The 23,172-nt window shown below is 45.0% G+C and carries 27 protein-coding genes; 7 read left to right on the forward strand and 20 right to left on the reverse strand.

Features of this window, described 5'->3' with window-relative positions; genetic code table 11:
* Positions 1-2: 2 nt before the first annotated feature.
* From ACYQZ0_RS07410 to ACYQZ0_RS07430, 5 genes are read right to left on the reverse strand one after another with little or no spacing between them, the layout of a single operon-like run.
* Positions 3-440, reverse strand: a complete 438-nt coding sequence (locus ACYQZ0_RS07410; protein WP_459775960.1) for a TraR/DksA family transcriptional regulator — start codon at positions 438-440, stop codon at positions 3-5.
* 46 nt (positions 441-486) lie between these two features.
* Positions 487-1,167 carry an N-glycosylase/DNA lyase gene (locus ACYQZ0_RS07415; RefSeq protein WP_459775961.1) on the reverse strand — a complete coding sequence of 227 codons (681 nt, stop codon included), beginning with the start codon at positions 1,165-1,167 and terminating at the stop codon, positions 487-489.
* Between the two features lie 10 nt (positions 1,168-1,177).
* On the reverse strand, positions 1,178-1,597 hold the full coding sequence (locus tag ACYQZ0_RS07420; RefSeq protein ID WP_459775962.1) for a hypothetical protein: 420 nt from the start codon (positions 1,595-1,597) through the stop codon (positions 1,178-1,180).
* On the reverse strand, positions 1,588-2,070 hold the full coding sequence (gene coaD / locus ACYQZ0_RS07425) for a pantetheine-phosphate adenylyltransferase (RefSeq protein WP_459775963.1): 483 nt from the start codon (positions 2,068-2,070) through the stop codon (positions 1,588-1,590). Before coaD ends, ACYQZ0_RS07420 begins: the two co-directional genes overlap by 10 nt.
* Entirely contained in the window at positions 2,055-2,486 is a 432-nt protein-coding gene (locus ACYQZ0_RS07430) for an RsmD family RNA methyltransferase (protein WP_459775964.1), read from the reverse strand. The genes coaD and ACYQZ0_RS07430 overlap by 16 nt, the downstream gene beginning before the upstream one ends.
* Before the next feature lie 120 nt (positions 2,487-2,606).
* Between ACYQZ0_RS07430 and speD the strand changes: the two genes are divergently transcribed.
* The 3 genes from speD to ACYQZ0_RS07445 are packed head-to-tail and all read left to right on the forward strand — an operon-like array spanning position 2,607 to position 3,932.
* The gene (gene speD / locus ACYQZ0_RS07435; RefSeq protein ID WP_459775965.1) at positions 2,607-3,005 is read left to right on the forward strand and encodes an adenosylmethionine decarboxylase; all 399 of its coding nucleotides are present in this window, start codon (positions 2,607-2,609) and stop codon (positions 3,003-3,005) included.
* Positions 3,006-3,016: 11 nt separating this feature from the next.
* A complete protein-coding gene (locus ACYQZ0_RS07440) occupies positions 3,017-3,514 on the forward strand; it encodes a hypothetical protein (RefSeq protein ID WP_459775966.1) in 498 nt (165 codons plus the stop codon).
* Positions 3,507-3,932 (forward strand): hypothetical protein, encoded by a 426-nt coding sequence (locus ACYQZ0_RS07445; RefSeq protein WP_459775967.1) that lies wholly within the window; start codon positions 3,507-3,509, stop codon positions 3,930-3,932. The genes ACYQZ0_RS07440 and ACYQZ0_RS07445 overlap by 8 nt, the downstream gene beginning before the upstream one ends.
* Here the strand turns inward: ACYQZ0_RS07445 and ACYQZ0_RS07450 are convergent, their stop codons facing one another.
* The 3 genes from ACYQZ0_RS07450 to ACYQZ0_RS07460 are packed head-to-tail and all read right to left on the reverse strand — an operon-like array spanning position 3,933 to position 6,683.
* Positions 3,933-5,219: a class I SAM-dependent RNA methyltransferase gene (locus ACYQZ0_RS07450; RefSeq protein ID WP_459775968.1), complete on the reverse strand. Its 1,287-nt coding sequence runs from the start codon at positions 5,217-5,219 to the stop codon at positions 3,933-3,935. It abuts the gene before it with no gap.
* The gene (gene nusA, locus ACYQZ0_RS07455) at positions 5,185-6,213 is read right to left on the reverse strand and encodes a transcription termination factor NusA (protein ID WP_459775969.1); all 1,029 of its coding nucleotides are present in this window, start codon (positions 6,211-6,213) and stop codon (positions 5,185-5,187) included. The genes ACYQZ0_RS07450 and nusA overlap by 35 nt, the downstream gene beginning before the upstream one ends.
* Positions 6,207-6,683, reverse strand: a complete 477-nt coding sequence (locus ACYQZ0_RS07460) for a ribosome maturation factor RimP (RefSeq protein WP_459775970.1) — start codon at positions 6,681-6,683, stop codon at positions 6,207-6,209. Before ACYQZ0_RS07460 ends, nusA begins: the two co-directional genes overlap by 7 nt.
* A 537-nt stretch (positions 6,684-7,220) precedes the next feature.
* On the opposite strand from ACYQZ0_RS07460, the gene obgE reads away from it, so the two are divergent.
* Positions 7,221-8,252: a GTPase ObgE gene (gene obgE, locus ACYQZ0_RS07465; protein ID WP_459775971.1), complete on the forward strand. Its 1,032-nt coding sequence runs from the start codon at positions 7,221-7,223 to the stop codon at positions 8,250-8,252.
* Here obgE and ACYQZ0_RS07470 read toward each other — a convergent pair.
* The 7 genes from ACYQZ0_RS07470 to ACYQZ0_RS07500 are packed head-to-tail and all read right to left on the reverse strand — an operon-like array spanning position 8,221 to position 16,634.
* The gene (locus ACYQZ0_RS07470; protein WP_459775972.1) at positions 8,221-9,072 is read right to left on the reverse strand and encodes a DUF58 domain-containing protein; all 852 of its coding nucleotides are present in this window, start codon (positions 9,070-9,072) and stop codon (positions 8,221-8,223) included. The two genes, obgE and ACYQZ0_RS07470, sit on opposite strands and share 32 nt — an antisense overlap.
* Positions 9,053-10,048, reverse strand: coding sequence for an ABC transporter permease (locus ACYQZ0_RS07475; RefSeq protein WP_459775973.1), 996 nt, complete (start codon positions 10,046-10,048; stop codon positions 9,053-9,055). Before ACYQZ0_RS07475 ends, ACYQZ0_RS07470 begins: the two co-directional genes overlap by 20 nt.
* Positions 10,049-10,068: 20 nt before the next feature.
* On the reverse strand, positions 10,069-11,349 hold the full coding sequence (gene mutL, locus ACYQZ0_RS07480; RefSeq protein WP_459775974.1) for a DNA mismatch repair endonuclease MutL: 1,281 nt from the start codon (positions 11,347-11,349) through the stop codon (positions 10,069-10,071).
* A 34-nt stretch (positions 11,350-11,383) separates the two neighbouring features.
* Complete coding sequence (locus ACYQZ0_RS07485; RefSeq protein ID WP_459775975.1) at positions 11,384-14,875, reverse strand: valine--tRNA ligase; 3,492 nt, start codon at positions 14,873-14,875, stop codon at positions 11,384-11,386.
* A gap of 17 nt (positions 14,876-14,892) precedes the next feature.
* Positions 14,893-16,005 carry a geranylgeranyl reductase family protein gene (locus tag ACYQZ0_RS07490; RefSeq protein ID WP_459775976.1) on the reverse strand — a complete coding sequence of 371 codons (1,113 nt, stop codon included), beginning with the start codon at positions 16,003-16,005 and terminating at the stop codon, positions 14,893-14,895.
* Positions 15,992-16,309, reverse strand: coding sequence for a ribosome-binding factor A (locus ACYQZ0_RS07495; protein ID WP_459775977.1), 318 nt, complete (start codon positions 16,307-16,309; stop codon positions 15,992-15,994). Before ACYQZ0_RS07495 ends, ACYQZ0_RS07490 begins: the two co-directional genes overlap by 14 nt.
* The gene (locus ACYQZ0_RS07500; RefSeq protein ID WP_459775978.1) at positions 16,281-16,634 is read right to left on the reverse strand and encodes a DUF7132 family protein; all 354 of its coding nucleotides are present in this window, start codon (positions 16,632-16,634) and stop codon (positions 16,281-16,283) included. The genes ACYQZ0_RS07495 and ACYQZ0_RS07500 overlap by 29 nt, the downstream gene beginning before the upstream one ends.
* Before the next feature lie 40 nt (positions 16,635-16,674).
* On the opposite strand from ACYQZ0_RS07500, the gene mnmA reads away from it, so the two are divergent.
* Positions 16,675-17,742, forward strand: a complete 1,068-nt coding sequence (gene mnmA / locus ACYQZ0_RS07505; protein ID WP_459775979.1) for a tRNA 2-thiouridine(34) synthase MnmA — start codon at positions 16,675-16,677, stop codon at positions 17,740-17,742.
* On the opposite strand, the gene ACYQZ0_RS07510 is transcribed toward mnmA, so the two are convergent.
* From ACYQZ0_RS07510 to fabG, 4 genes are read right to left on the reverse strand one after another with little or no spacing between them, the layout of a single operon-like run.
* On the reverse strand, positions 17,710-18,276 hold the full coding sequence (locus ACYQZ0_RS07510) for a Maf family protein (RefSeq protein WP_459775980.1): 567 nt from the start codon (positions 18,274-18,276) through the stop codon (positions 17,710-17,712). The two genes, mnmA and ACYQZ0_RS07510, sit on opposite strands and share 33 nt — an antisense overlap.
* Positions 18,273-19,520, reverse strand: a complete 1,248-nt coding sequence (fabF, locus tag ACYQZ0_RS07515; protein ID WP_459775981.1) for a beta-ketoacyl-ACP synthase II — start codon at positions 19,518-19,520, stop codon at positions 18,273-18,275. Before fabF ends, ACYQZ0_RS07510 begins: the two co-directional genes overlap by 4 nt.
* Positions 19,517-19,753, reverse strand: coding sequence for an acyl carrier protein (acpP, locus tag ACYQZ0_RS07520; RefSeq protein ID WP_010881114.1), 237 nt, complete (start codon positions 19,751-19,753; stop codon positions 19,517-19,519). Before acpP ends, fabF begins: the two co-directional genes overlap by 4 nt.
* 12 nt (positions 19,754-19,765) lie before the next feature.
* The gene (gene fabG, locus ACYQZ0_RS07525) at positions 19,766-20,512 is read right to left on the reverse strand and encodes a 3-oxoacyl-[acyl-carrier-protein] reductase (protein ID WP_459775982.1); all 747 of its coding nucleotides are present in this window, start codon (positions 20,510-20,512) and stop codon (positions 19,766-19,768) included.
* Between the two features lie 56 nt (positions 20,513-20,568).
* Between fabG and ACYQZ0_RS07530 the strand changes: the two genes are divergently transcribed.
* Both ACYQZ0_RS07530 and ACYQZ0_RS07535 read left to right on the forward strand, forming a co-directional pair.
* Complete coding sequence (locus ACYQZ0_RS07530; protein ID WP_459775983.1) at positions 20,569-21,219, forward strand: flagellar basal body L-ring protein FlgH; 651 nt, start codon at positions 20,569-20,571, stop codon at positions 21,217-21,219.
* Entirely contained in the window at positions 21,180-22,265 is a 1,086-nt protein-coding gene (locus tag ACYQZ0_RS07535) for a flagellar basal body P-ring protein FlgI (protein WP_459775984.1), read from the forward strand. The genes ACYQZ0_RS07530 and ACYQZ0_RS07535 overlap by 40 nt, the downstream gene beginning before the upstream one ends.
* Here the strand turns inward: ACYQZ0_RS07535 and argF are convergent.
* A complete protein-coding gene (gene argF, locus ACYQZ0_RS07540) occupies positions 22,246-23,166 on the reverse strand; it encodes an ornithine carbamoyltransferase (protein ID WP_459775985.1) in 921 nt (306 codons plus the stop codon). The two genes, ACYQZ0_RS07535 and argF, sit on opposite strands and share 20 nt — an antisense overlap.
* Positions 23,167-23,172 lie beyond the last annotated feature (6 nt).

Consider the following 23,172-nt stretch of genomic DNA (forward strand, 5'->3'; position numbering starts at 1 on the left):
TATCATGCCTCCCCTATGTCTTCCCTTTCCACCTGTATGTTCTCGGGATTATACATATCAATGCCGTAAGAGGGCATGTACGTTCCGCTTTCCTTCTCTACTTCTTCAGCGCACTTCGCGCAGTATCTGGTCCAGGGTATCGCACAGAGTCTGGGTTCGGGTATCTCCTCCCCGCACCTCTCGCATATCCCGTAAACGCCCTTTTCTATCTTCTCAAGGGCGTAGTCTATCTCTTTGAGGGTTGCCATCTCAACCTGTGAGAGGTTATCAAGAAGCTCTTCCGTGTAGGTTATCTGGCCTATGTCTTCCCAGTCTCTTGGCTCCCTTGACTCCTCCCCGAGCCTCTGCTGGGTTTCCTCCTTCTCAAGGTATCTCTCAAGTATCTTTGCCTTTTCCTCTAAGAGTCTCTTTTTGCATTTCTCAAGGAGTTCCTTCTCCATAGCCTCCTCCTATTAATAAGAGAAAAAATATAGCCTGAACCTTTTTTCATTTCAAAACTTTTTTCGTTTTTATGTAAAAGATGTAAAGGTCAAGCTCGCCGAGGGTAAGGCCGAGCTCCCTTGCAAAGCCCTCAAGGGCTTTCTCAGCCTCAAGGTAAACCTTCCGTGTAATGGTTTTTACCTGTCTCAGGAATCCCTTCTCCATAAGGAACCTTGATATATGCCTGTCTATTATGGCAACGTCCTTGAAGCCTATATTCCTGAGGAAGTGGGAGGCCTCCTTGTAGCCGAAACCTTTTATCTTGTATCTTGATTTTGGGTCCGCGAGAAGCTCCCTTATTACCTTCGGGTTTTTCTCTCTCCTTATCAGGGATAAAACCTCTCCGAACTTCTCCCTCGCCTCAACTATTCTCCGGGCCCTCTGCTGGGCATACCTGTGCCCGAAGGAGGAAAGAATTTGAGTAAGCTCCTCCTCCGATTTATTCATAAATCCCTCGTCTCCAAGGCTCGCCTGTATCTTTATACCGAGGGTTGCTGAGGAATTTGCGGTAAGTATGCAGAAGCAGAGCTCCGAGAATATCCCTGCATCGTAGTCTATGTCCAGAAAGGGACGGAAATCAAAGTGGGTTTTTCCTTCTCTCCCAAGCCTCTCAAACTCATTCATTCTCTGCTTTACGTATCTCTCCACTTGGGGGATTACTTTCTTTATCTCCTCAATCGCATTCATAAAGGAAATCTTAAGGCTCTCTCTTTCCAGCGTAAAGCTCGGTGAAGTATTTAATTATCGGTAGCTTTAGCCTCTGAATTGCCTCCTCAAGGGCTTTCCTCCTTGGGAGCTCTCCAAGGGCACCGGAGGGAAGGGAGTAGGGGACGCTCGTTGAGAAACTTTCGCTCCCTATCCTTATGCTTAGGCTAAAAAGGTATGTTGATACCCTTTGCTTCGGAGAAATTGCAACACTCCTTTCGGAAAAGGAAGCGCTCACAGACAGGTTAAGGGATTTTTCGGAGCAACTAAGCTCAAATCCCGACTCAAGGGCAAATCTCTCAACGTATTGGGCTATTCTTTTGTTTACATAAGAGTCCTCTGTGTCAATATTAAAATCAAGACAGAGCTCCTTTGCAAAAAGAAAGGAGAGCAGGAAGAAAACTAAGAGCATCCGAACTTCTCCCTCAGTTTTTTTATAACGAAGGGGTGGGTAAGTTCCTCAAGTTTCCCGCAGTAAGAGGCTATATCCCTTACAATCGTTGAGCTTATGTGTATATACTCCTGAGAGGGCATCATGAATATGGTTTCAACACCCGCAAGCCTGTAATTGGTAAGGGCTATCTGGAGTTCATACTCAAAGTCGGTAAAGAGTCTCACTCCCCTCACGATTACGTTTACCCCTTCTCTTTTGAGGAAATCAACAAGGAGACAGTCAAAGCTCTTAACTTTTACGTTTGGAATATCCTCAACCATCTTTTGGAACATCTCAACCCTTTCCTCTATGTCAAAGAGGAGATACTTCCTCGGCTTCTTAGCTATTGCGACTATAACCTCGTCAAAAATCTTTACACTCCTCTTTACTATGTCGAGATGCCCGAAGTGGGGAGGGTCAAAGGTTCCGGGATAAACTACTCTTTTACCCATATTGATAATACTGTATCACCGTATCTCCTCTCTTCGGGTGCGTTAAAGCTCTTTCTCTTGTCGTGCTCAAGTATGAAAACGCCACCCTCCTCAAGCCTTGAGAGGGCAAGCCTTATCAGCTCATCATACTTGTCGTAAGCGTAGGGAGGGTCCGCAAATATCACGTGAAATTTTTCCTTCGTCCTTCTCAGGAAACTGAGGGCATCTCCGACGACAACTTTACCTTTTTTCGTTTTCTTTTTTATCTCTTCCGCAAGCTTTCTGTTCTTCTCAACGAAGACAACATCTGCCCCTCTCCTTTCCGCTTCCAGACCTATCTGTCCCGTTCCCGCAAATAGGTCAAGAAACCTGAGCCCCGATATATCCCCCAGTATATTAAATATCGCATTCTTAACAATGGACTGGGTAGGTCTCAAGTAAATTAATCTTTTTTTTTCACAGTTCTTGTATTATACTGTTATTTTGCCTAAGGAGGCAATTATGCGACATGTAGCTTTTGCAAAGCTCTTTAAAAACTTCTCAAGGGAGGATATGAAATGGCAAAGACCCTCGGACTGCATATCCTAGCGGACCTTTACGGAGTTGAAGCGGATAAGATTGACAGAGTTGAAGATATCAGAGAAGTTCTGGAGGGAGCTGTCAAGTACGCAAACCTAACAAAAATCTCCTCCCATTACTACCAGTTCCAGCCCCACGGAGCCACGGGAGTTATCCTCCTTGCGGAATCCCACATCTCAATTCACACCTGGCCCGAACACGGCATAGCAACCGTTGACGTTTACACCTGCGGAGACCCCTCAAAGGCCTACAGGGCTATGGACTACATAATCTCCAAGCTACAGCCTTCAAGGGTTGACAAACAGGTCCACGACAGAGGAATACTCCAAGAGGAAAAGGATTCAGAAAAGCTCCGAAGTATCCTCCTTCAGGTCTAAAATTCTTCTTTATGAAAGTTCTTCTCGTTTTTTACAAAGAACTTGAAAAGCAAAAGGATAGTATTTTCAAACTAACCGAAGAAAACTACAGGCTCATAAGGAAGAAACTCGGTATAGATAACTTATACGCAGTGATAACCGAGGGTTTTCTTGATGCCTTTAAACTTTTTCCCGAGTTCTGTTTTATAAACAATACACAGGGAACGCTAAACTTTGGCGTTTACAAGGGAATGAGGAAGTTAAAAGGAGAAGATATACTCGTAATAGATGCGGGAAAAAAGCTCGTTGAAGATAAACTCGTAAAAATTCCATTAACGGGCATAGCCTCAATGCTTACCCAGAAAGGAAAGTGGGCGGGGGTTGCATACATTCCCAAAAGGGAGATTTACTACTTTCTAAGAAGTCTTGAGAAAACCTTTGACAGGTGTATAACGGACGCTTTCAAGGTTTTAAAAAGTTCTTATGGGATTGATTACCTAATAAGTGATATAGATAAAGGAGATGGTTGATTCAGACATTCTTTTAATAGCCTTTGTGGATGCAATTGAGGGAGTTAAGAACCTCATAGGTGAAAGGGGCGCGGGAGCCGTTTTAAGGGAAGCGGGAAGACACAGCGGTCCCAAACTCTTAGAAAGCCTCATAGGAAAGCTCCCGGAAGTCGTTGATAAGAACACCGCTCTTGTGAGAACAGCCTCAATAATGAAGGAGCTCGGATTTGCGGATGAAATTAAAGCGGAGGACAGGAGGTTGATAATAAAAAACGACGTTTTCACGGAAGCGGTAAGGGAGGATGTAAAAGAAAACTCCCCCGTTGTTCACTTCCTTGCGGGACTAATAGAGGGGTTTGTCCAGTTCATGAGCGAAGAGAAAGCGGTTGTAAAGCCTGTAAAGGCTGAAAAAGGTTATATAGAGTTTCAGGTTTCCTAGTCACTCGTAAAGCTCAAGAAGGGCTATGCTCTCTATGTGAAAGGTTTGAGGAAAATTGTCTATAAGCTTTAGAGATGTAAGCTTATACCCCCCCCTTGAAAGCATCTTAACGTCCCTCGCAAAGGTTGTAGGATTGCACGAAACGTAAATTATCCTCTCGGGTTTGTTCTTAATGAGGAGGTCTATTTCCTCTTTAAATAGTCCGCTTCTTGGAGGGTCAACGAGTATGAGGTCAAATATCTCCCCAGCTCTCCTCTTGAGATACTTGTATGCGGTTGACTCGGTAAATACGACGTTATCCCTTCCGTTTAATCTCGCGTTATACTCCGCGTCTTTTACCGCTGATGGGTTTGCATCCGCTCCCTCAACGAAGTTTCCCTTTTCGGAAAGAGGTATTGTGAAAAATCCAACGCCCGCGTGTAGGTCAGCCGCCTTTTTAAACTCATCGCTCAACTCAAGAACCGCTTTTATAAAATCCTCCCATAGGGTATAATTAACCTGAAAGAAGCTGTCGTTACTCACCCTGTATTTCCACTTCCCCACGTCCATAAATATGTGTTCTCTCCCCACTTTATACCTCTTGACGAGCGTATTTCCAACCCTTCCGTAATTCCCTATCCCCACAACCCAAGGAGGAAAGACATCCTCAAGCAGGTTTTCAATAAGGGATTCCTCCGTGTGGGTTATCGTTATAAACTTTAGCGTTGCCTCATCCCGTGAGGGGGAGTAATTTACGTGAATCTCTTGAACATCTCTTATAACTTTCAGGCTTTCCCTGATATGGGGTATGAGGGAGTTTATCTTCTCGTGGGCAAGGAGGCATTCCTTTATATCAACAACTTCCTTTTTATCCCACCTGTAGAAACCTACCTTTCCTTCCTGAACCTTGAACTGAACTCTAACTCTGTAGTTAAACTCCTTCTTTGATGGTATCTCCCCTTTATAGGGAATTTCCTTTTGTTTTCCTATCCTCTCCAAGCTCTCAAGGAGTATGTTCTTCTTAGAGTTTAGCTGCTCCTCATAAGTTATATGCTGGAGCTGACATCCCCCGCAAATTCCGTAATAGGGACAGGGAGCCTCTCTCCTCGAAGGTGAGGACAGGACTATTTTCTTTACAATAGCTTCAGAGTAATCCCTTTTTTCCTTTATTATCTCTGCATCTACCAGCTCCTTAGGTGCAGCAAATCTTACAAAAACCGTTTTTCCATCTATCCTTGATAGGCCGTATCCTCCGTATACGAGCTTCTCTACGCTAAGCCTCAGAAGATTTTTCACCTTCTCCTTCATTTTCCTTCTTCCTGAGCTCCTCAAGCTTCTCAAAATCCTTGAGGGATAATACGTCTATATGCCATCCAGTTAGTTTTGAGGCGAGCTTTACGTTTATTCCTTTTTTCCCTATTGCGAGGGAAAGTTCTTCCTCGGGAACCGCTACCTCCGCTCTCTTTTCATAAGGAAAGAGTCTAATCTTCTGGGGATGTGCGGGTGCTAAAGCCCTCCTGATAAGTTCTGCTATATCGTCGCTCCACCTTATAACGTCTATCTTCTCACCCCCGAGCTCCTCCGATATCTTCTGTATTCTCGTTCCCTTAAGGCCCACAACTATCCCAACGGGGTCCATCTTCATTTCCTTTGCATCCACCGCAACTTTTGCCCTTTCACCCGGTATCCTTGCAACCGCCTTAACCTCTATCAGTCCTTCTCTGATTTCGGGAACTTCCTGTTCCAGAAGTTTCTTTAGGAAGTTCGGATGAGTTCTTGAAAGGATTAATAGGGGCTCTCCCCTTACTTTCTTAACTTCCAGCAATAAAGCTTTTACTCTATCTCCGGGCTTGTAGCTCTCCCCTGGTAATTGCTCCCTCTTCGGTAATATCGCATCTATTTTACCAAGGTCAACGATTACATCCCCGTTTTCAAGAACTTTCCTGACAATTCCGTAAACGATTTCCCCCTCAAGCTCCTTAAACTCAAGAAATCCCCTCTCCTGCTCCGCCTTTTCAAGCTCCCTTAAGAACTCCTCCTTTGCGGCAAAGGCGGCAATTCTGTTTACATCTTCGGGGGATATATCCAGGGGAAACTTAAGTTTTTTGTTTCCCTTTCTCTTTACCGTGTAAACCTTGATTCCCTCATCTGTGAACTCAACTTCTATATTGTCCCTTATCTTTTTATCCCTCTTTATAGCTATTGCTATGGCATTTTTAAGTGCCTTTTCAACAACCTTTTCGGGTAGGTCGTGCTCTTCCGCAACCTGTTCTATCAGTTTCTGAAGGGCTCCCTTTACCATCCTTCTATCTCCAGTCTTCCCTTAGCTATTGCAGAAAAGGGAATGTGAAGTATATCACCCTTTTCCTTTTCGCGAATATCTATTATACCGTTCCTCACGTCCTCTATAGTTCCTACCACTTCCCGCTTTCCTCCTATTGGCTCCTTAAGGATAAGTTTAACAAGTCTTCCTTTGAAGAAATCGTAGTGTTCTATCTTCGTGAGAGGTCTCGTAAGCCCGGGAGAGCTTATCTCAAGAAGGTAAGAAAAGGGAATGAGGTCCTCAACGTCAAGTAAGGCACTTACCCTTTTGCTAATTTCCTCGCAATCTTTAATGGTTATACCTCCTTCCTTATCCGCTATTATCCTTAGAACCCATCCCCTTCCTTCGGGCTTGAACTCCACATCAAACAGCTTAAATCCCATACCTTTTATAACGGGTTCAACAAGCTCCTTAACCTTCCTCTCTATTTCTTCTCTGTCTATTTCCATACTTAATATTTTGTATTTAATAGAATAATAATAGGAGGGGGAAAATCCCGTGGATAAATTCGCAACCCCTTGATTTTCAAGGCTTTCCGAAAATTTTATCCACATTTCACCCACATTTTCTTCATAAGTAGTTCATACTTCGTTATTTTTGAGCTGTTAAATTGTCCAGTTCTATAAAATACTTATGAACTTATCCACATTTATCCACATTCTCTTCGTAAGTTATTTATAGAGCCTGTTTTTCTCTTGATAGGATTGTCCAGTTCTATGAATAACGTATGAGTTTTCCACATACTCCTCTCACTTATCCACATGTTGTATTAAAAATTACGTTTTATGAATAGCTTATGTAAAATCCGAGTGATTTCATAAAGCCTTTGAAAATCAATAGGTATCCCCTTTGTGTGGAATAAATTATGTGGATAATGTGGATGAATTGTGGATAAATTGTGGAAAAAATGTGGATAGAAGGTATTTAAAGTCCTTGATTTTCAGTGAGCTCTCAGGGACTAAAAGGTATATATTTAATCTTTCGGTATGGAGAAGTTTGTTGACAGGGTAAAGATTTACGTAAGGGCGGGAAAAGGAGGAGACGGAGCGGTAGCCTTCTTAAGGGAGAAGTATAGACCAAAAGGCGGACCTGCGGGAGGAGATGGAGGAAAGGGCGGGGACGTTATTCTCGTTGCGACCTCATCAAAGCACACTCTTCTTGATTTTAAGTATAAAAAGCACTTTGTAGCCCAGAACGGACAGCCCGGAAAGGGAAAGAATATGCACGGGAAGAACGGGGAGGACCTGATAATCTACGTTCCCGTTGGAACGGTTGTGAAGGACGCAAATACGGGGAAGGTTATATGTGACCTCGTAAGGGAGGGTCAGAGGTGTGTCGTTGCCAAGGGGGGAAAGGGAGGAAGGGGAAACGCGAGGTTCGCTACTCCCACTAACCAGGCACCGACCTATGCTGAAAAGGGAGAGCCGGGAGAGGAGAAGTGGATTATCCTTGAGCTTAAGCTTATAGCGGATGTTGGTCTTGTGGGATTCCCGAATGCGGGAAAGTCAACACTTCTTTCCAAGCTCACGAGGGCAAACCCGAAGATAGCGGACTACCCCTTTACAACTCTCACGCCAAATCTCGGCGTTATGGAGCTTGATTGGGAAAGGAGGCTCGTTATAGCGGATATACCCGGGCTTATAGAGGATGCCCACAAGGGTGCCGGGCTCGGTCACGAGTTCCTTAGACACATAGAAAGAACGAAGCTCTTGGCCCACGTTATAGACGTATCCGACTTCAGGGAAAGAGAGCCCCTTGAAGCCTTTGAGGCTATAAACAGGGAGCTGTATCTATACAGCCCCGAGCTTGCGAAGAAGCCCCAGATAGTCGTAGCGAATAAGATTGACGCCCTCAGCGATAAGGAACTTCTTAAGGAACTTAAGAAAGCTTTTGAGGAAAGGGGATACGAGTTTTATGCGGTTTCCGCTCTCACGGGAGAGGGACTCAGCGAACTAAAAGAAGCCCTGTGGAGAAAGTATGAGGAGATTAGTAAAGGGCAAGCTCTTTCAAAAGTTTAAGCTTGTGCTTCCTTCCCGTTGATGGTTCTATCCTCTTTTTTCCCAGCTCAAGCCCCACAGCATAACCTTTACTCATGTATTCGTTTATAAGGTATGCTAGCCTTGATAACTTCTCTTCTTTACTTCCCTTAACGGAGTCAAGACTGAGGATAACGGATTTCTGTTCCTCTCCTTCGGTTACCTTGACTTTTAGCTCATCATACTTTGCTGAAATCTTCCAGTGTATTAACTTTACGGGTTCGTTTATGTAATCCTTAATTTCCTTTATATCCTCGCCTCCCTGACCTTTTTCCTCTAAGCTTTCCCTTCCCCTCGCATCTTTCAAGATAACATCTTTCACATTTGTTTTTAAAGGCTTTGGGAATACAACGAGGTTTATATCAATTTCCGTTTCGTAGCTTCTCGTAAACATTCCGAGGGGAAAGTCTGAGCTCACCTCAAGTTTAAGCTTATCGTAATAACCTCTCTTAGGAAAGAGAAACTCTGTTTCTTTGAACTTAAAATCCTTCTCAACAATCGTGAATAAAACTTCCGAAAAGCCGTTCCTTACCTTTATTAAGAAAGAGGGGAAAATTCCTTCCTTCTTAACACCTATGCTCCCCACAGTGGGTATGCCCGCATACACTTCATCGGGGAGCTTCACCGTTATCTTTAAACCTCTCAGGTTGTAAATGGAGATTAAGCCCGCAACGAGCATGCCCGAAAGCATATAGGAAACGATAAGGTATAGGAGATTATTTCCCGTATTTACCGCGGCAACGCCCATAATGATGGTTATCGCTATAAAGAGTTTTCCCGTTTTATTTACCTTGACTTTCATGCCTGTATTTCTTAAGAAGGCTGTCTCCGAGTATGTTAAAGCCCACTATCGTTAAAAATATCGCCATTCCCGGAGATGCAAGCCAGGGATAAGAAGAGAGAATATTAACGTTCCTGACGTCCGAGAGCATATTTCCCCAGCTGGGAACGGGTTCCTGTATGCCGAGACCGAGAAGGGAGAGGGAGGCTTCCCCGAGAATGAAAGCGGGTATTGACATCGTTGCGGAAACGATAAGGTAAAAGTAAGTGTTGGGAAGGATGTGTTTGAAGAGTATCCTTAAAGTTGAGGCTCCGTAGGTTTTTGCCGCAAGAACGAACTCCTTCTCCCTTATGGAGAGGACCATTCCCCTAACAACACGTGCAAGCCCCGCCCAACCAAGGAACGAGAGTATGAAAACTATTATTAAGAATACCTCCCCGCTTGATAGTTCCAGGGGGAAGACAGCTCTCAGGGATAAAAGAAGGTAAAAAGCGGGAATGGACATGAGGACTTCCGCCAATCTCATTATCAACGTATCCGTTAAGCCCCCGAAGTATCCCGATACTCCACCTATAAGGGCACCAACAAGGAACGTGGTTATAGTTCCTATGAGTGCAACGCCGAGGGAGTATCTTCCCCCGTAAAGAAGTCGTGAAAAGACGTCCCTTCCCAGCTTGTCGGTCCCGAGGAGGTAAATATTACAGGGCTTTTCAACGCTTATAAACTTAAATCCGTATTCCGTTTTTGTGAAAAACTTAAGCCTGCACGAAATATTTTTATTCTCCCTGTAAACCTTAAATAGGGGGTCCACAAGCTCATACTTATTCACGTAAGGAAACGTAAGTTTTCCGTCTTTGAGTATGTGTATCCTCGTTGGGGGGTGGAAGGGAGCAAGCCTGTTCTGTAGGTCGTAGGGATAGGGGGCAAAGAAGTCCGCAAATATAATGAGAAATACGATTATCCCTATAAGGGAGAGAGAGAACTTAATGCTGAACATTGGGTCTATAGAATTTTACCTTAAAAACTCCTTCCGAGCTTTTCGTATACTTCCTTTAAGGGGAGTTTGTAGTATATAGGTCTGCCGTGGGGACATACGTGGGGGTTTTCAAGCTTTTTCCATTCCTTTATGAGTTCTTTTATCTTTTCGTTTGTTAATTTTTCCCCCGCTTTTACGGAAATTCTGCAGGCAAGTTCTTCGTTTCCATTTTTCTCGTAGTTTATTCTCTCATCAAGAAGGTGCTGGTCTATGAAGTATAAAAAGTTCCCGTCGCTTACGAGAATAAAGGTTTCGTTTAGTTGACCTATAACCTCGTATGTCGGTTTATAACTTTCGGTTTTCTGATTAAGTGTAGGTATCTCAAGGATTGTGTGTTTTCTGGAAGAGAGTTCCCTTATGAGTTCGTAAATCTTTCGCTCTTTTAAAAACTTTACCTCTTTCTTTTTGGGGTGAACGTTAAAGTCAACGAGAAAGGGGGGAATATCAATGAACAGCACGACTATCGTTTTATAACCGAAGGTTTTCTTTAGGTATTCTTTTAAGTTTTTGTTGTAAACTGGTCTTGAGTTTACGAAGAGGTAATACTTTCCCCTTTTCTGGTTTCTTGATATGAAGGCTCTTACCTTTATTCCTTCCCTTTCCGAGCTTTCTTCTTCAAAAATTGACTCAAAGATTTCCTCAATTCTCCCTTTTAGGTCCTTCTTCTTCAGGTTAAGGGTTTCCTTTCCTTCGGAAAAGAGGTGAAAGTCAACCTGGGGGTTTGTTATGGCATACTCCTTTACGAGCTCCGTTATCTTTCTCCTTTCGGTGTCTTCCTTTCTTAAAAATTTCTTCCTTGCGGGGAGGTTAAAAAAGAGGTCGTAAACCTCAACTTCCGTCCCAACTTCCATTCCTACTCTTCTGACGCTTTTTAGCGTTCCCCCCTCAACTTCTATCTCCCTTCCTTCCTTTTCCTGGTAAAACCTTGACCTTAGCCTGAACTTGCTTACGCTTGAGATGGAATACAGGGCTTCCCCCCTGAATCCGTAGGTTTCCACATTGAGGAGGTCCGTTTCCTTCTCTATCTTGCTCGTAGCTCCCGATAAAACGACCTTTTCTATATCCTCGGGATGAATGCCTATCCCGTTATCCTTAACTCTGATAAGTCTTTTCCCCCCTTTTACGACCTCAATCTCAATCCTCGTTGCCTTAGCGTCAAGGGAGTTCTCTATAAGCTCTTTTACAACGTCAACGGGAGCGTCTATAACCTCTCCCGCTGCAATCTTTCTCCTTACCTCTGGGGGCAGAATTTTGACAAACATAAGGTATTAAATTAGGAAGGAAAAAGAGAAAAGTTCAGCCCTTGAGAACCTTAAGAATTTCCTCAAGCTTTTTGAGGTCGTTCTCAAGCTCTTCCTTTATCTGTTTTTCCTTCTCAACGACCTCAAGGGGTGCTTTCTTGAGGAAGTTCTCGTTTGAGAGTTTTTTATTCACTCTCTCAAGCTCCTTCAGGAGCTTTTCTTTCTTCTTCTCATAAGAAGATATTAGCTCCTCAAGGTTTACATGTCCCTCTATGTGGAGGTATATCTCCGTGTCCTTTGAGAAGGTTGCGACAGTCTTTTCGGGTCTTTCTCTCACTTCCTCAAAGCTCTCAAGCCTTGCGAGGTTGAGTATGTGGTTCTTGAACTCCTCTATTACCTCTTTTGAGAACTCGCTTTCCGTCTTGAAGGATGCCTTTACCTTGGCGGAGGGCTTTATCTGGAGTGCGGAACGGAGGGACCTTACCGCTGTTATTATCTCTTTGAGCCGTTCAATTTTCTTTTTATCCTCTTCGTATATCTCCTCTTCGTTCTTTTCGGGAAACTCTTGAAGGGAGATGCTTTCCCCTTCCGCATTCGGGAGTTTGTGCCATATCTCTTCTGTGATGTAAGGCATGAAGGGGTGGAGTATCCTGAGGGCTTTCTCAAGAACGTAAAGGAGTGTGTAAATGGCTGTTGTCCTTTCGTTCTCTATTCTTGCCTTTTCCTCTTCGTTGTCTTCAGGAGCTTTTTTGTAAACTCTTTCCTTGGTGAACTCTATATACCAGTCGCAGTAATCGCTCCAGAGGAACTCGTAAATGGCGTGAGCCCCGCGGGAGTAGTTGTATTCGGATAGGGCTTCGTTTACTTCCTGAGCGGTTTCGTTCAGTTTCGTTATTATCCACTTGTCCTCAGGCTTTAGGGGAGCCATGTAGGGGATTCTCGCTATTATGTCTTCGGGGGTGTTCATAAGAACGTATCTTGATGCGTTCCATATCTTATTTGCGAAGTGTTTGTATCCCTCAAACTTCTCTTCCGCGAGTTTTATATCCCTTCCCTGAACGGTGAGTATGGCGAGGGTGAACCTTAGTGCGTCCGCTCCGTATTTCTCTATAATATCAAGGGGGTCTATAACGTTGCCTATCGTTTTTGACATCTTTCTTCCGTATTTGTCCCTTACGAGTGCGTGAACGTAAACGTCGTAAAAGGGAATATCCCCCGCAAGGTGGGTTCCCATCATAATCATTCTCGCAACCCAGAAGAATATGATGTCAAATCCCGTAACGAGAAGGTCCGTGGGATATAGGTTCTTTAGGTCTTCAGTTTGTTCGGGCCACCCGAAAACGCCGAAGGGCCAGAGTGCGGAAGAGAACCACGTATCAAGAACATCCTTCTCCTGTTCAAGGTTCTCCGAATGACACTTTTTACACCTCAGAACCATTTTCCATTTCTTCTTCCTGGAATCATACCTGTATAGGTTTCTCGTTGATACGCCGGGGGTTAACATTGCCATGGGGTTTGCGTCTTGGGTGAAGAAGAGTCTGAGGGAGTCCGCTGTTATGTCTGTATTGTAATACCTGTGGAAAACGAACTTCTTGTAAAAGTCAAGCACAGTCATCTCGGGATGGACGAAGTGAGGGGATTTTAATACCTTCTCAACCTCCTCGGGTGTGAACTCCTGCTCTATCTTTCCGTCCGCTATGAGGTTGAATATTATCTTGTCGTATGCCCTGTCCAAGTCGTCGTCCGTAAATACGTTTACGTTCCCACAATCCTTACAATACCATACGGGTATCCTGTGTCCCCACCATATCTGCCTTGATATACACCAGTCTTTAAGGTTATACATCCAGTCAAGGTAAAACTTCTTCCAGTGTTCGGGTATGAACCTTATTCTCTTTTCCCTTTCTTCTACCTTCTTTATCCTTTCTACTTTTACGCTCATGGATTTCTGGGAAACTTCAAGGTCCGCCTCACCTTTCCCGAGGTTTCTTATTAACTTGGGTTTTCCGTTCAGGGAATACATATCAAGCTTTTCGCCGTCGTAAACAAAGAGATACCTTCCGGGCTCAATCAACTGCTCGTTCCCGAATACGACGACCTTGGGAACTCCCTCGTAGGCAACGAAGAACTCGTAATTCTTAAGCTCCTTTGCAAGCTCCTTTGCCCTTTCAAGGGATTCCTCGTCGGTGTAGTAAATGTATGCGAGTTCCCCTTCCCTCTTTCCTGCGAGGAACTTTGCGGTCTTGTCAAGGACAACAACAACAGTGTGTCTTCCTCCTTCCTTTACGGGTATGACAACGCTGAGCTCTTCCGCTTTAACGAGCTGAACATAAAGCTCCTTCTCTTCCCTCTCCTTTACTCCTTCCTCTACAACCTTTATAGCGGTCTCCTTTATTCTTGGGTCAGAAACCTTCACAAACCACTGAACCGAAACGAGAGGCTCTATCACGGTTTTACACCTGTAGCAGTGTCCTACTGAGTGGACAATCTCCTCAACCTTTTCCAGGTATCCTTCCTTTTCAAGCCTTTCAACTATCTTCTTTCTTGCCTCATACCTGTCAAGTCCCTTAAACTCTCCCGCATTTTCAGTCATCCTCGCCCTTTCGTCTATGACCTTAACGAAGGGGAGGTTGTGAGTTTTCCCTATTTCAAAGTCAAGGGGGTCGTGTGCGGGGGTAATCTTAACCGCTCCCGTTCCGAAATCCTTCTTAACTCTTTCGTCCGCTATTATCGGTATGAGATTGCTGATAGGATTTCCCTTTAAATCCTTCCTTTCCCAGTTAACGAGGGGAAGTTTAGCCTTTTTACCTATTAGATGTTTATACCTCTCGTCCTTCGGATTTACCGCAACCGCTGTGTCCCCGAGCATTGTTTCGGGTCTCGTTGTAGCAACGGTTATAAACTCTCCCGTCTCTTTTCCTTCCTCGTCAACAACGGGATACTTTATATACCAGAGGTTTCCCTTTTCCTCTTCATACTCAACCTCAAGGTCAGATAACGCGGTTAAATCCTTCGGACACCAGTTTACTATATACTCCGCCCTGTATATTAATCCCTCTTCGTAAAGGGTTCTGAAAGCCTTCCTTACAGCCCTTGAGAATCCCTCGTCTAAGGTAAACCTCTCCCTCTTCCAGTCAACGGATACGCCGAGTTTTGTGAGCTGAGTCCTTATTGCGTTCCTCGATTTGGGAACCCACTCCCATACCTTCTTTAGAAACTCCTCCCTCCCGAGCTCAAGCCTGCTCTTTCCTTCCTTTGCAAGCTGTTTTTCCACGACGTACTGAGTTGCTATACCCGCGTGGTCAAACCCAGGAACCCATACGCACTGCCTTCCCTTCATCCTCTGCCATCTGACTATAACATCCTGAAGGGTTGCATTAAGCGCGTGTCCCATGTGGAGAGAGCCCGTAACGTTCGGGGGAGGTATCACAACGGAAAACTTTCTCTTTGCTTCAGGTTTTTCAACGTGGTAGAGAGCCCTCTCTATCCAGTATTTGCTCCACTTCTCCTCTATCTCCTTCGGATTGTACTCCTTGAGTTCTTCCATAGTAAAAGAATTTTATTTTAAAGCCTAAATAGAGAAAGTATAAAACTCCTCACAAAATCCACCCATCCCCTTTTATACAGGTTCTCGTAATTTTCCTTTCCCTTCAGAAGTTCCATATACTTCTCAAGGGATTTTCCCGCTCCCATGCGGTAGGCTACTTTCTGAAATCTGTATGCGAGCTTTGCTATCTTTCCAGCGTATATAAACTCCGAGAGTAAATCCTGAACCTCCTTTCTGTATTTTTCTACAGGATTTTCGGGATTTTCTAATATAGCCTTTCCCGCTTTTAGACCGCTGAGGTATGCGTAATAAATGCCCTCTCCGAGAAGGGGATCAACGAAGTTTCCAGCATCTCCCAGAAGTAAAACCCTGCCCCTCCCGAGATGTAAATCCTTTTCACTTTCCGTGAAGGGAATAAACCATCCTTTCAGTTTATAAACCTTCTTGAGTCTTACATTCCTCTGTTTTTTCAGGTATTCCTCAAGAACTTTGTTGAGATTTTCCTTTTCCGTTGAGGCAACCCCTATATTCAGCAAATCGCCCTTCGGGAAAATCCACAGATATCCCCTCTTAACGAGACCAATCTCTATTATTACCGATTCCTTATCCATATCCCCTTCCGCTAACAGCTCAACGGAGCGGTAAAACTTCTCCTTTTTATAACCGAGAAGCTTTGAAATCCTGCTGTAAAAACCATCCGCACCCAGAAGAAAATCTGCCTCAACCTTCCCCTTTGATGTATAAACAATTATCTTTCCCTTTTCTTCCATAAATCCGGAAAATTCAACCTCTTCCCAAAGTTCCGCTCCCGAAGATAAAGCCTTTTGAGTGAGGTAATGGTCAAATTCCGCCCTGTCTATTATGTAGGCAACCTCTTTTTTCTCTTTAACCGTTGATTTCTCTCCTCTAAATCCCAAAACACCCCTGTTTATTACGTTCAAAACTTTTGTTTTAAAGTCAGAAGGAAGGTATTTGGAAAACCTTGAGGATAGAGCTCCTCCGCATAGCTTGAACCTCGGGAGTTTCTTCTTCTCAATGATTAAAACTTTCAATCCTTTTTCCGCGAGGTATTTCCCGCAGGAAGACCCTGCGGGTCCGCTTCCTACGATTACCGCATCATACTTGCTCATTCCAGAGCTTTTCCATAATCTTTATTTCTTTATCCTCTTCAAACTCAAGTTTAGGAATAACCTTTATCTTGAGCTTCCTTATTCTTTCTGTTATATCCCTCTTGTTTTCTTCAAGGAAGTTTTTAACCTTTTCCAAGTTTTCCTCGGGAAGAACGGTAAAAAAAACCCTTGCCCTGCTTCCATCCTTCGTGAGCTCAACTCTTGTTATGCTTACCACTCCAATATCGGGAGGTGCGTTTTCAACAACGTATTTGGCAACGAGCTCCTTTATCTGTTCACTCAGCCTTTCCCTCTTCTTGCTCATTTTCTATACTCTCCAGAATATCCTCGTATTGCTTATACTCCTCACTTTTAAGAATATCCGTTATAAACTCGTCAATCTCCTTTTTCTCAAGAATAGCCCCTGCAAGAAGTCTTCCCGTATATTTGTTATCCTTTATCTCCCAAAACATAAAGAACTCGGGGAACTTCTGTTTAATCTTCCTATATGCGTATCCGTATTTACTATCCTTTAAGGGATTCTGTTCTATGAAAAAGTGATTCTTGCTGAGCTCAATTACGTGGAGTATAGCTCCCCTTCTCGTTCTTACCAGCTTGAGTTTAAAATTCCATTCCTTTAAGGTTTCCATATGTTTATTTTAGCTAAATCCGTTTAAATTTATTCTTCTGATGAAGGTAGCGGTAGGAATGAGCGGTGGCGTTGATAGCAGCGTCACCGCACTTCTCTTAAAAGAAGCGGGATACGAGGTGATAGGCGTAACCCTCAGATTTCACACGGTAGAAGCCTGCGAGGTGAACGGAACCCATAACGTATGCTGTTCACCAAAGGACGTTCAGGATGCGTCAAGAGTCGCAAAGAGGCTCGGAATTCCCCATCTGGTCTTCAGCTGGGAGGAAATATTTAAGTCCAAGGTAATAGACTACTTCGTTGAGGAGTATCTTAGGGGAAGAACTCCTAACCCCTGTGCGGTGTGCAACAGAGATGTAAAAACGGGCTTCTTCGCAAGGTATCTTAAGAATGTTGCAGATATAGACAAACTTGCCACGGGACATTACGCAAAGATTGAGAGGGATGAAAAGCTCGGAAATGTAATAAGAAGACCCAAGGACAGAAAAAGGGACCAGACTTACTTCCTCTCCCTTGTAAGGAAGGAGGATTTAGAGCTTTTACTCTTTCCCCTCGGGGATTTTACTAAGGAAGAGGTAAGGAAGATAGCTGAGAAGTATGGGCTTGAAGTTGCAAAGAAGAGGGACTCCCAAGAGGTCTGTTTCCTCATGGGGAGGTCTCCGGGGGAGTACCTTGAGGAAATTGTCGGGAAGAGGGAAGGTTTCATAAAGCACGTTTCGGGGAAAATCCTCGGAAAGCACGAGGGGATATACAGGTTCACGATAGGTCAGAGGAGAGGACTCGGCATATCTTACGGGAGGCCCCTTTACGTAATTGATATTCAGCCGGAAACGAACACGGTAATAGTAGGCGAGGAGAAATACCTTTACAACGATAAACTCCTCGTAAAGGACATAAACCTTCACGTTCCAATGGAAAAGTGGGAGGAGGTTTCCGCTCAGATAAGATACAGACACAATCCCGTTCCTGTAAAAGAGATAACGAAAACAGATAAGGGATATGTTGTGAAGTTTAAAGAAGATGTAAGGGGAATAACACCCGGACAGGTGATAGCTTTCTACAGCGGTGACACTCTCTTAGGGGGAGGTATTATAGAGGAAGCCCTTTAGGGCTTTATAAACCTTAACAACGGGAAGACCCATAACCGTGTAAAAGTTTCCGTGGATTTTCTCAACGATTACAGCTCCAAATCCCTGAACTCCGTAAGCTCCTGCTTTATCAAGGGGTTCACCGCTTCTTACGTAATCCTCTATCTCTTTATCGGTTAGCTCCCTGAACTTAACCCGTGCAACATCGTGAAAGGTAAGCCTTTTTCCCTTTGAAACTATTGAGACTGCGGTAACGACTCCGTGCCACCTTCCCGAAAGCCTTTTAAGTATCCTCTTTGCATCCTCCTCGTCCTTAGGCTTTCCTATGATTTCGTTTCCGAGAAATACGAGCGTGTCCGCACCGATTACGACAGCGTCCTTATACCTCTTCCAGACCGATAGGGCTTTCTCCCTTGACAGCTTCCTAGCTGTAAGTATGGGCTTTCCTTCAATTGGTTTTTCCTCTATCTTTGCAGGAATTACCTCAAATTCTAAGCCAAGAAGGGAGAGAATCTCAATACGGCGGGGAGAGGAAGAGGCGAGAATCAGCCTCATTCTTCTATCTTCTTAAATACGAGCGTTGCGTTCGTTCCTCCGAATCCGAAAGCGTTTGAGAGAGCTACCCTCACGGGATACTCAACCGCCTTGTTAGGAACGTAGTCAAGGTCACACTCGGGGTCTGGATTCTCAAGGTTTATCGTGGGAGGTATTATACCCGTTTCTATGGTTTTTACCGTTGCAACCGCTTCAACCGCTGCCGCGGCCCCCAGCAGGTGTCCTATCATGGACTTGTTTGAGGATATCTTAAGCCTGTATGCGTGCTCCCCGAAGAGCTGTTTTATCGCCATTGTTTCGGTCTTGTCGTTGAGGGGTGTTGAGGTCCCGTGAGCGTTTATGTAATCAACCTCTTCGGGCTTTATTCCTGCATCTTCCAGGGCAAGCCTCATACACTCATAAGCTCCCTCTCCGCACTCGTGGGGTGAGGTTATGTGATAAGCGTCATCGGTTGCCCCGTATCCAACGAGCTCCGCGTATATCTTCGCACCCCTCTTCTTAGCTCTCTCGTATTCCTCAAGGATTAGTATTCCCGCACCCTCTCCCATAACAAAGCCGTCCCTGTCTCTATCAAAGGGTCTTGAAGCCTTTTGTGGCTCGTCGTTCCTCGTCGAGAGGGCTTTCATTGATGCAAATCCCGCAACTCCGAGGGGTGTTATAGCAGCTTCCGTTCCCCCGGCTATCGCGACGTCTATATCCCCTTTCTGTATTAGTCTGAAGGCGTCCCCTATTGCGTGGTTTCCCGTTGCACAGGCGGAGGTAACGCAGTAATTAGGCCCCTTAAATCCCCACCTTATCGCAACGAGTCCCGAGGCCATGTTGGAAATCCCGTAGGGAATGAAGAAGGGGGAAACCCTTCTCGCACCCTTCTCCTTGAGAATTAATGTCTGGTCCTCTATGTCCTTCAGTCCCCCTATTCCCGTTCCTATAATTACCCCTACCCTGTAGGGGTCGTATTCGCTCTCAAGGAGTCCGCTGTCATCAAGGGCTTCCTTTACCGCGGCTATAGCAAACTGAACAAAGCGGGAAGCCTTCCTCGCTTCCTTCTTGTCCATAAACTCTTCTGGGTTAAAATCCTTTACCTCCGCCGCTATCTTAACGGGTATTCCGTAATCGTCCGGGTTAAAGCTCTTTATGTAGTCTATCCCGCTTACACCCTTAACGAGGTTCTCCCAGAACTTCTTAACGCCCGTTCCGAGAGGTGTTACCGCCCCTATACCCGTTATAACGACTCTTCTCTTCATCCTCCTACCTTTTCCTTAAGGTAGTTAATAACATCCCCGACGGTCTGTATCTTTTCCGCATCCTCGTCGGGTATCTCAATGCCGAACTCTTCCTCAAAAGCCATAATAAGCTCAACAACGTCAAGGGAGTCAGCCCCAAGGTCCTCAACGAACTTAGCCTCGGGCGTTATCTTTTCCTTTTCAACTCCAAGCTGCTCAGCAATAATCTCCTTGACCCTCTCTTCCAAGCTCATAACTTACCTCCTTTAAAACATTCCTCCGTTAACATGTATGGTTTCTCCCGTTATATAGCTCGCCAGGTCCGAGCATAAAAATAAAACTACGTTAGCTACTTCCTCGGGACTTCCGAACCTCCCGAGGGGTATCTGCTCCTTATACTTCTTCTTTATATCCTCAGATAAAACCGCCGTCATATCCGTCTCTATAAAGCCGGGAGCTACTGCGTTGACGAGAACGTTCCTCGGTGCGAGTTCTTTAGCAAGGGACTTCGTAAAGCCTATTAGTCCCGCCTTCGTTGAGGCGTAATTGGTCTGACCAGCATTCCCTATAAATCCGACCACAGAGGATATGTTAATAATCCTTCCCCATCTCTGCTTTACCATTTTCTTTATTGCCTGCAGGGTGACGAGAAAGGCACCCGTTAGGTTTGTCCTTATCACCTCCTCCCAGTCCTCAAGGCTCATTCTCATAAAGAGCTTATCCCTCGTTATGCCCGCGTTGTTCACGAGTATATCAACACCGCCGAAGGTCTTATTTATCTCCTCAAAGGCATTTTTAACGCTTTCGGGGCTCCCAACGTCCATTGATAGGCCGAGCGTCTCAACGGAGAACTTATCCTTTATCTCTTTCGCAACTTCTTGAGCTTTGTTTTGGTCCCTTCCCGTTATAATTACGTTGCTACCCGCCGATGCCAGTTTTTCCGCTATGGCCCTTCCTATTCCCCGTGTTGAGCCCGTTACAAGAGAAACCTTACCCTCAAGGCGTATTTCCATTATGGCTTCATAATTATAGCAAAAATTTAACAAGGTTGCTATATTCTTTATAAAAGATGATTTTTCTGTTAATACTCGCTCTCTTCCTCATATCCTGCTCAACAAAGGCGGAAAAGAAACATAAATACACATACAGGTTTCCCAAAAACTACGAAGCACCTAAACCTACTAAGGGAAGCCTATACAGAACCCCCTCGGACGCATACCTTTACGGCTCAGTAAGGGCCTCACAGGTGGGTGATGTAATATATGTTCGCGTAATTGAGAGCGTAAACGCCATAGAGCAGGTTTCTTCAAACATAGGGAGGAGCTCTTCCTTCTCAAACGCGATAACCTCCTTTTTCGGCGTTCACCCCGCGACATTGAAGAACCTCGGAGCGGGAGGGAAGGCTTCCCTTTCCTCAAAAGCGGGGAGCAAGTATCAGCAGAGCGGTATCCTAACAACGACCCTTGCGGGAAGAGTTGTAAAGGTTTTCCCTAACGGAACGATGTTGATAGAGGCAAAGAAGTATATTGAGGTGAACGGTGCTAAGAGGGAGTTCGTCCTTAGGGGAATAGTGAGACAGGAGGATATAGACTCCTCAAATACGGTGACGAGCGATAAGATAGCGGATATGGAGGTTTTCTTTGAAGGTAAGGGATATCTGGTAAGCGGAGGGGAGCCCGGATGGCTGGCAAAAATCTTCTCGTTAATATTTCCCTTTTAGTTCTTTTACTTTCCTTCACCTTCGGTGTGAGGATAAAGGATATAGCGAGCATAGAGGGAAACAGGTATAACTACCTTATAGGATACGGTCTCGTTGTGGGACTGAAAGGAACGGGGGACGGAAAGGCTACCCAGTTTACCGTTCAGAGCTTGGCGAATATGCTGAGGAGAATGGGCATTCCCGTTGACCCGAGGAGGATAACCGTGAAGAACGTTGCCGCGGTAATGGTTACCGCAAAGGTTCCCCCTTACGCAAAGGCGGGAATGCGTTTTGACGTTGAGGTTTCCTCAATAGGTGACGCAAAAAGCCTTGAAGGGGGAACGCTTCTTATGACTCCTTTAAGGGGTCCTGACGGCAATATATACGCTATAGCCCAGGGACAGGTGATAGTGGGAGGATACGAAGCGAGGGGAAGGGGAGCGACTCAGGTGAAAAACATACCCACGGTCGGGAGAATTCCAAACGGAGCTATCCTTGAGAAGGATTTGCCCTTTTCCTTTGACTTTAAAGAGGTTAACGTATACCTTGATGAGCCCGATTTTACCACCGCCAAGAACATTCAGGATGCCATTAACGACTTCTTCGGTGAGAAGCTCGCAACCGCCGTTGACAGCGCAACCGTAAAGGTGAAGATACCCGAAGGTATTAATCCCGTTGACTTTATAGCAAGGCTTGAAAATATAGAGGTAAAAACCTCAAGGGTTGCGAAGGTAATAATAGACGGCCGTTCGGGAATTGTTCTACTCGGTGGAAACGTTACCATAGAGCCCGTGGCGGTTGCAATTGGTTCCCTCGTTGTGAAGATAACGGAAAGACCACTTGTCTCCCAGCCCCCTCCCCTCTCTCCCGGAGAGACAAAGGTTTTACCGAGAACGGAGATAGAGGTAAAGGAAGAGGAAAGGAGACTCGTTCAGATAAAGGGAGCAACCGTTTCCGAGCTCGTTAACGCTCTGAACAGAATAGGGGCAACACCGAGGGAGATAATTCAGGTTCTCCAGGCGATAAAGGCTGCGGGAGCCCTGAAGGCTAAGCTTGAAGTCCTCTAAAGAGGAAGGCAAGAAGCGTTTTCTGGGTGTGTAGCCTGTTCTCCGCCTGGGTAAATATAAAGTCCGCATTCTTCTCAAAGACATCTTCCGTTATCTCCTGTCCCTTCTTTGCCGGGAGACAGTGCATAACCTTCACGCCGTTCTTTGCTTTTGAGAGAAGCTCCTCGTTCACCTGAAAGGGTTTAAAAACCTCAAGATTCTTTCCCTCTTCTCCCATACTTACCCAGACATCGGTGTAAACGATGTCCGCGTCTTTTACAGCTTCTAAGGGGTCGTTCGTTATCTCAACTTCCCCTCCCGTATCCATAGCAAACTCAAGGGCTTTCTTGTAGTAATAACTGCTCGGCTCATATCCTTCCGGTGTTGCGACAAAGAGTTTTAAACCGGTCATTCCCGCACCGACCATAAGGGTGTTGCACACGTTATTTCCGTCCCCCACGTAGGCAATCTTAAGATTTTTCATCTCATCTCCGAAGCTCTCGTATAAGGTAAATAAATCGCTTAAAATCTGGCAGGGATGAGAACGTTCCGTGAGTGCGTTTATTACGGGAACGCTTGAGTATTTAGCGAGTTCCTTCAACCACATGTGTGAGTGGTTTCTAACGATTACTCCGTCCACGTATCTTGATAAGGTTCTTGCTGTATCCTTTACGTCCTCGCCCCTTGAAACCTGAAGCTCCCTCTCTTGAAAAAACATGGCATTACCGCCCAGCTGATAAATGCCAACCTCAAAGGATACGCGTGTTCTCGTAGAAGGCTTTGTGAATATTAAAGCAATACTTTTTCCCGCAAGGGGTTTCCCAAGTTCCTCTTCCCTCCTCTTTACCTTTAGCGTTTTCCCGATTATGAGGTTTACCTCTTCGGGGGTAAGGTCCCAGAGGTCAACGAAATCCCTTTTCATAAAAGA

The organism is Aquifex pyrophilus, assembly GCF_054656935.1.

Bases quoted from the DNA above. Each gene is read 5' to 3' on its own strand.
- fabG (WP_459775982.1), bottom strand. From the start codon at position 20,512: ATGGAAATACGCCTTGAGGGTAAGGTTTCTCTTGTAACGGGCTCAACA.
- ACYQZ0_RS07445 (WP_459775967.1), top strand. From the start codon at position 3,507: ATGGTTGATTCAGACATTCTTTTAATAGCCTTTGTGGATGCAATTGAG.
- obgE (WP_459775971.1), top strand. From the start codon at position 7,221: ATGGAGAAGTTTGTTGACAGGGTAAAGATTTACGTAAGGGCGGGAAAA.
- ACYQZ0_RS07510 (WP_459775980.1), bottom strand. From the start codon at position 18,276: ATGAGGCTGATTCTCGCCTCTTCCTCTCCCCGCCGTATTGAGATTCTC.
- speD (WP_459775965.1), top strand. From the start codon at position 2,607: ATGGCAAAGACCCTCGGACTGCATATCCTAGCGGACCTTTACGGAGTT.
- ACYQZ0_RS07535 (WP_459775984.1), top strand. From the start codon at position 21,180: ATGGCTGGCAAAAATCTTCTCGTTAATATTTCCCTTTTAGTTCTTTTA.
- ACYQZ0_RS07500 (WP_459775978.1), bottom strand. From the start codon at position 16,634: ATGGAAACCTTAAAGGAATGGAATTTTAAACTCAAGCTGGTAAGAACG.
- nusA (WP_459775969.1), bottom strand. From the start codon at position 6,213: ATGGTAAAGGGAGCCCTTCAGAAACTGATAGAACAGGTTGCGGAAGAG.
- ACYQZ0_RS07420 (WP_459775962.1), bottom strand. From the start codon at position 1,597: ATGCTCTTAGTTTTCTTCCTGCTCTCCTTTCTTTTTGCAAAGGAGCTC.
- ACYQZ0_RS07490 (WP_459775976.1), bottom strand. From the start codon at position 16,005: ATGAGCAAGTATGATGCGGTAATCGTAGGAAGCGGACCCGCAGGGTCT.
- argF (WP_459775985.1), bottom strand. From the start codon at position 23,166: ATGAAAAGGGATTTCGTTGACCTCTGGGACCTTACCCCCGAAGAGGTA.
- coaD (WP_459775963.1), bottom strand. From the start codon at position 2,070: ATGGGTAAAAGAGTAGTTTATCCCGGAACCTTTGACCCTCCCCACTTC.
- fabF (WP_459775981.1), bottom strand. From the start codon at position 19,520: ATGAAGAGAAGAGTCGTTATAACGGGTATAGGGGCGGTAACACCTCTC.
- ACYQZ0_RS07410 (WP_459775960.1), bottom strand. From the start codon at position 440: ATGGAGAAGGAACTCCTTGAGAAATGCAAAAAGAGACTCTTAGAGGAA.
- ACYQZ0_RS07470 (WP_459775972.1), bottom strand. From the start codon at position 9,072: ATGAAAGTCAAGGTAAATAAAACGGGAAAACTCTTTATAGCGATAACC.
- ACYQZ0_RS07440 (WP_459775966.1), top strand. From the start codon at position 3,017: ATGAAAGTTCTTCTCGTTTTTTACAAAGAACTTGAAAAGCAAAAGGAT.
- mutL (WP_459775974.1), bottom strand. From the start codon at position 11,349: ATGTTTGTCAAAATTCTGCCCCCAGAGGTAAGGAGAAAGATTGCAGCG.
- ACYQZ0_RS07495 (WP_459775977.1), bottom strand. From the start codon at position 16,309: ATGAGCAAGAAGAGGGAAAGGCTGAGTGAACAGATAAAGGAGCTCGTT.
- ACYQZ0_RS07415 (WP_459775961.1), bottom strand. From the start codon at position 1,167: ATGAATGCGATTGAGGAGATAAAGAAAGTAATCCCCCAAGTGGAGAGA.
- ACYQZ0_RS07485 (WP_459775975.1), bottom strand. From the start codon at position 14,875: ATGGAAGAACTCAAGGAGTACAATCCGAAGGAGATAGAGGAGAAGTGG.
- ACYQZ0_RS07530 (WP_459775983.1), top strand. From the start codon at position 20,569: ATGATTTTTCTGTTAATACTCGCTCTCTTCCTCATATCCTGCTCAACA.
- mnmA (WP_459775979.1), top strand. From the start codon at position 16,675: ATGAAGGTAGCGGTAGGAATGAGCGGTGGCGTTGATAGCAGCGTCACC.
- acpP (WP_010881114.1), bottom strand. From the start codon at position 19,753: ATGAGCTTGGAAGAGAGGGTCAAGGAGATTATTGCTGAGCAGCTTGGA.
- ACYQZ0_RS07460 (WP_459775970.1), bottom strand. From the start codon at position 6,683: ATGGAAATAGACAGAGAAGAAATAGAGAGGAAGGTTAAGGAGCTTGTT.
- ACYQZ0_RS07475 (WP_459775973.1), bottom strand. From the start codon at position 10,048: ATGTTCAGCATTAAGTTCTCTCTCTCCCTTATAGGGATAATCGTATTT.
- ACYQZ0_RS07450 (WP_459775968.1), bottom strand. From the start codon at position 5,219: ATGAAGGAGAAGGTGAAAAATCTTCTGAGGCTTAGCGTAGAGAAGCTC.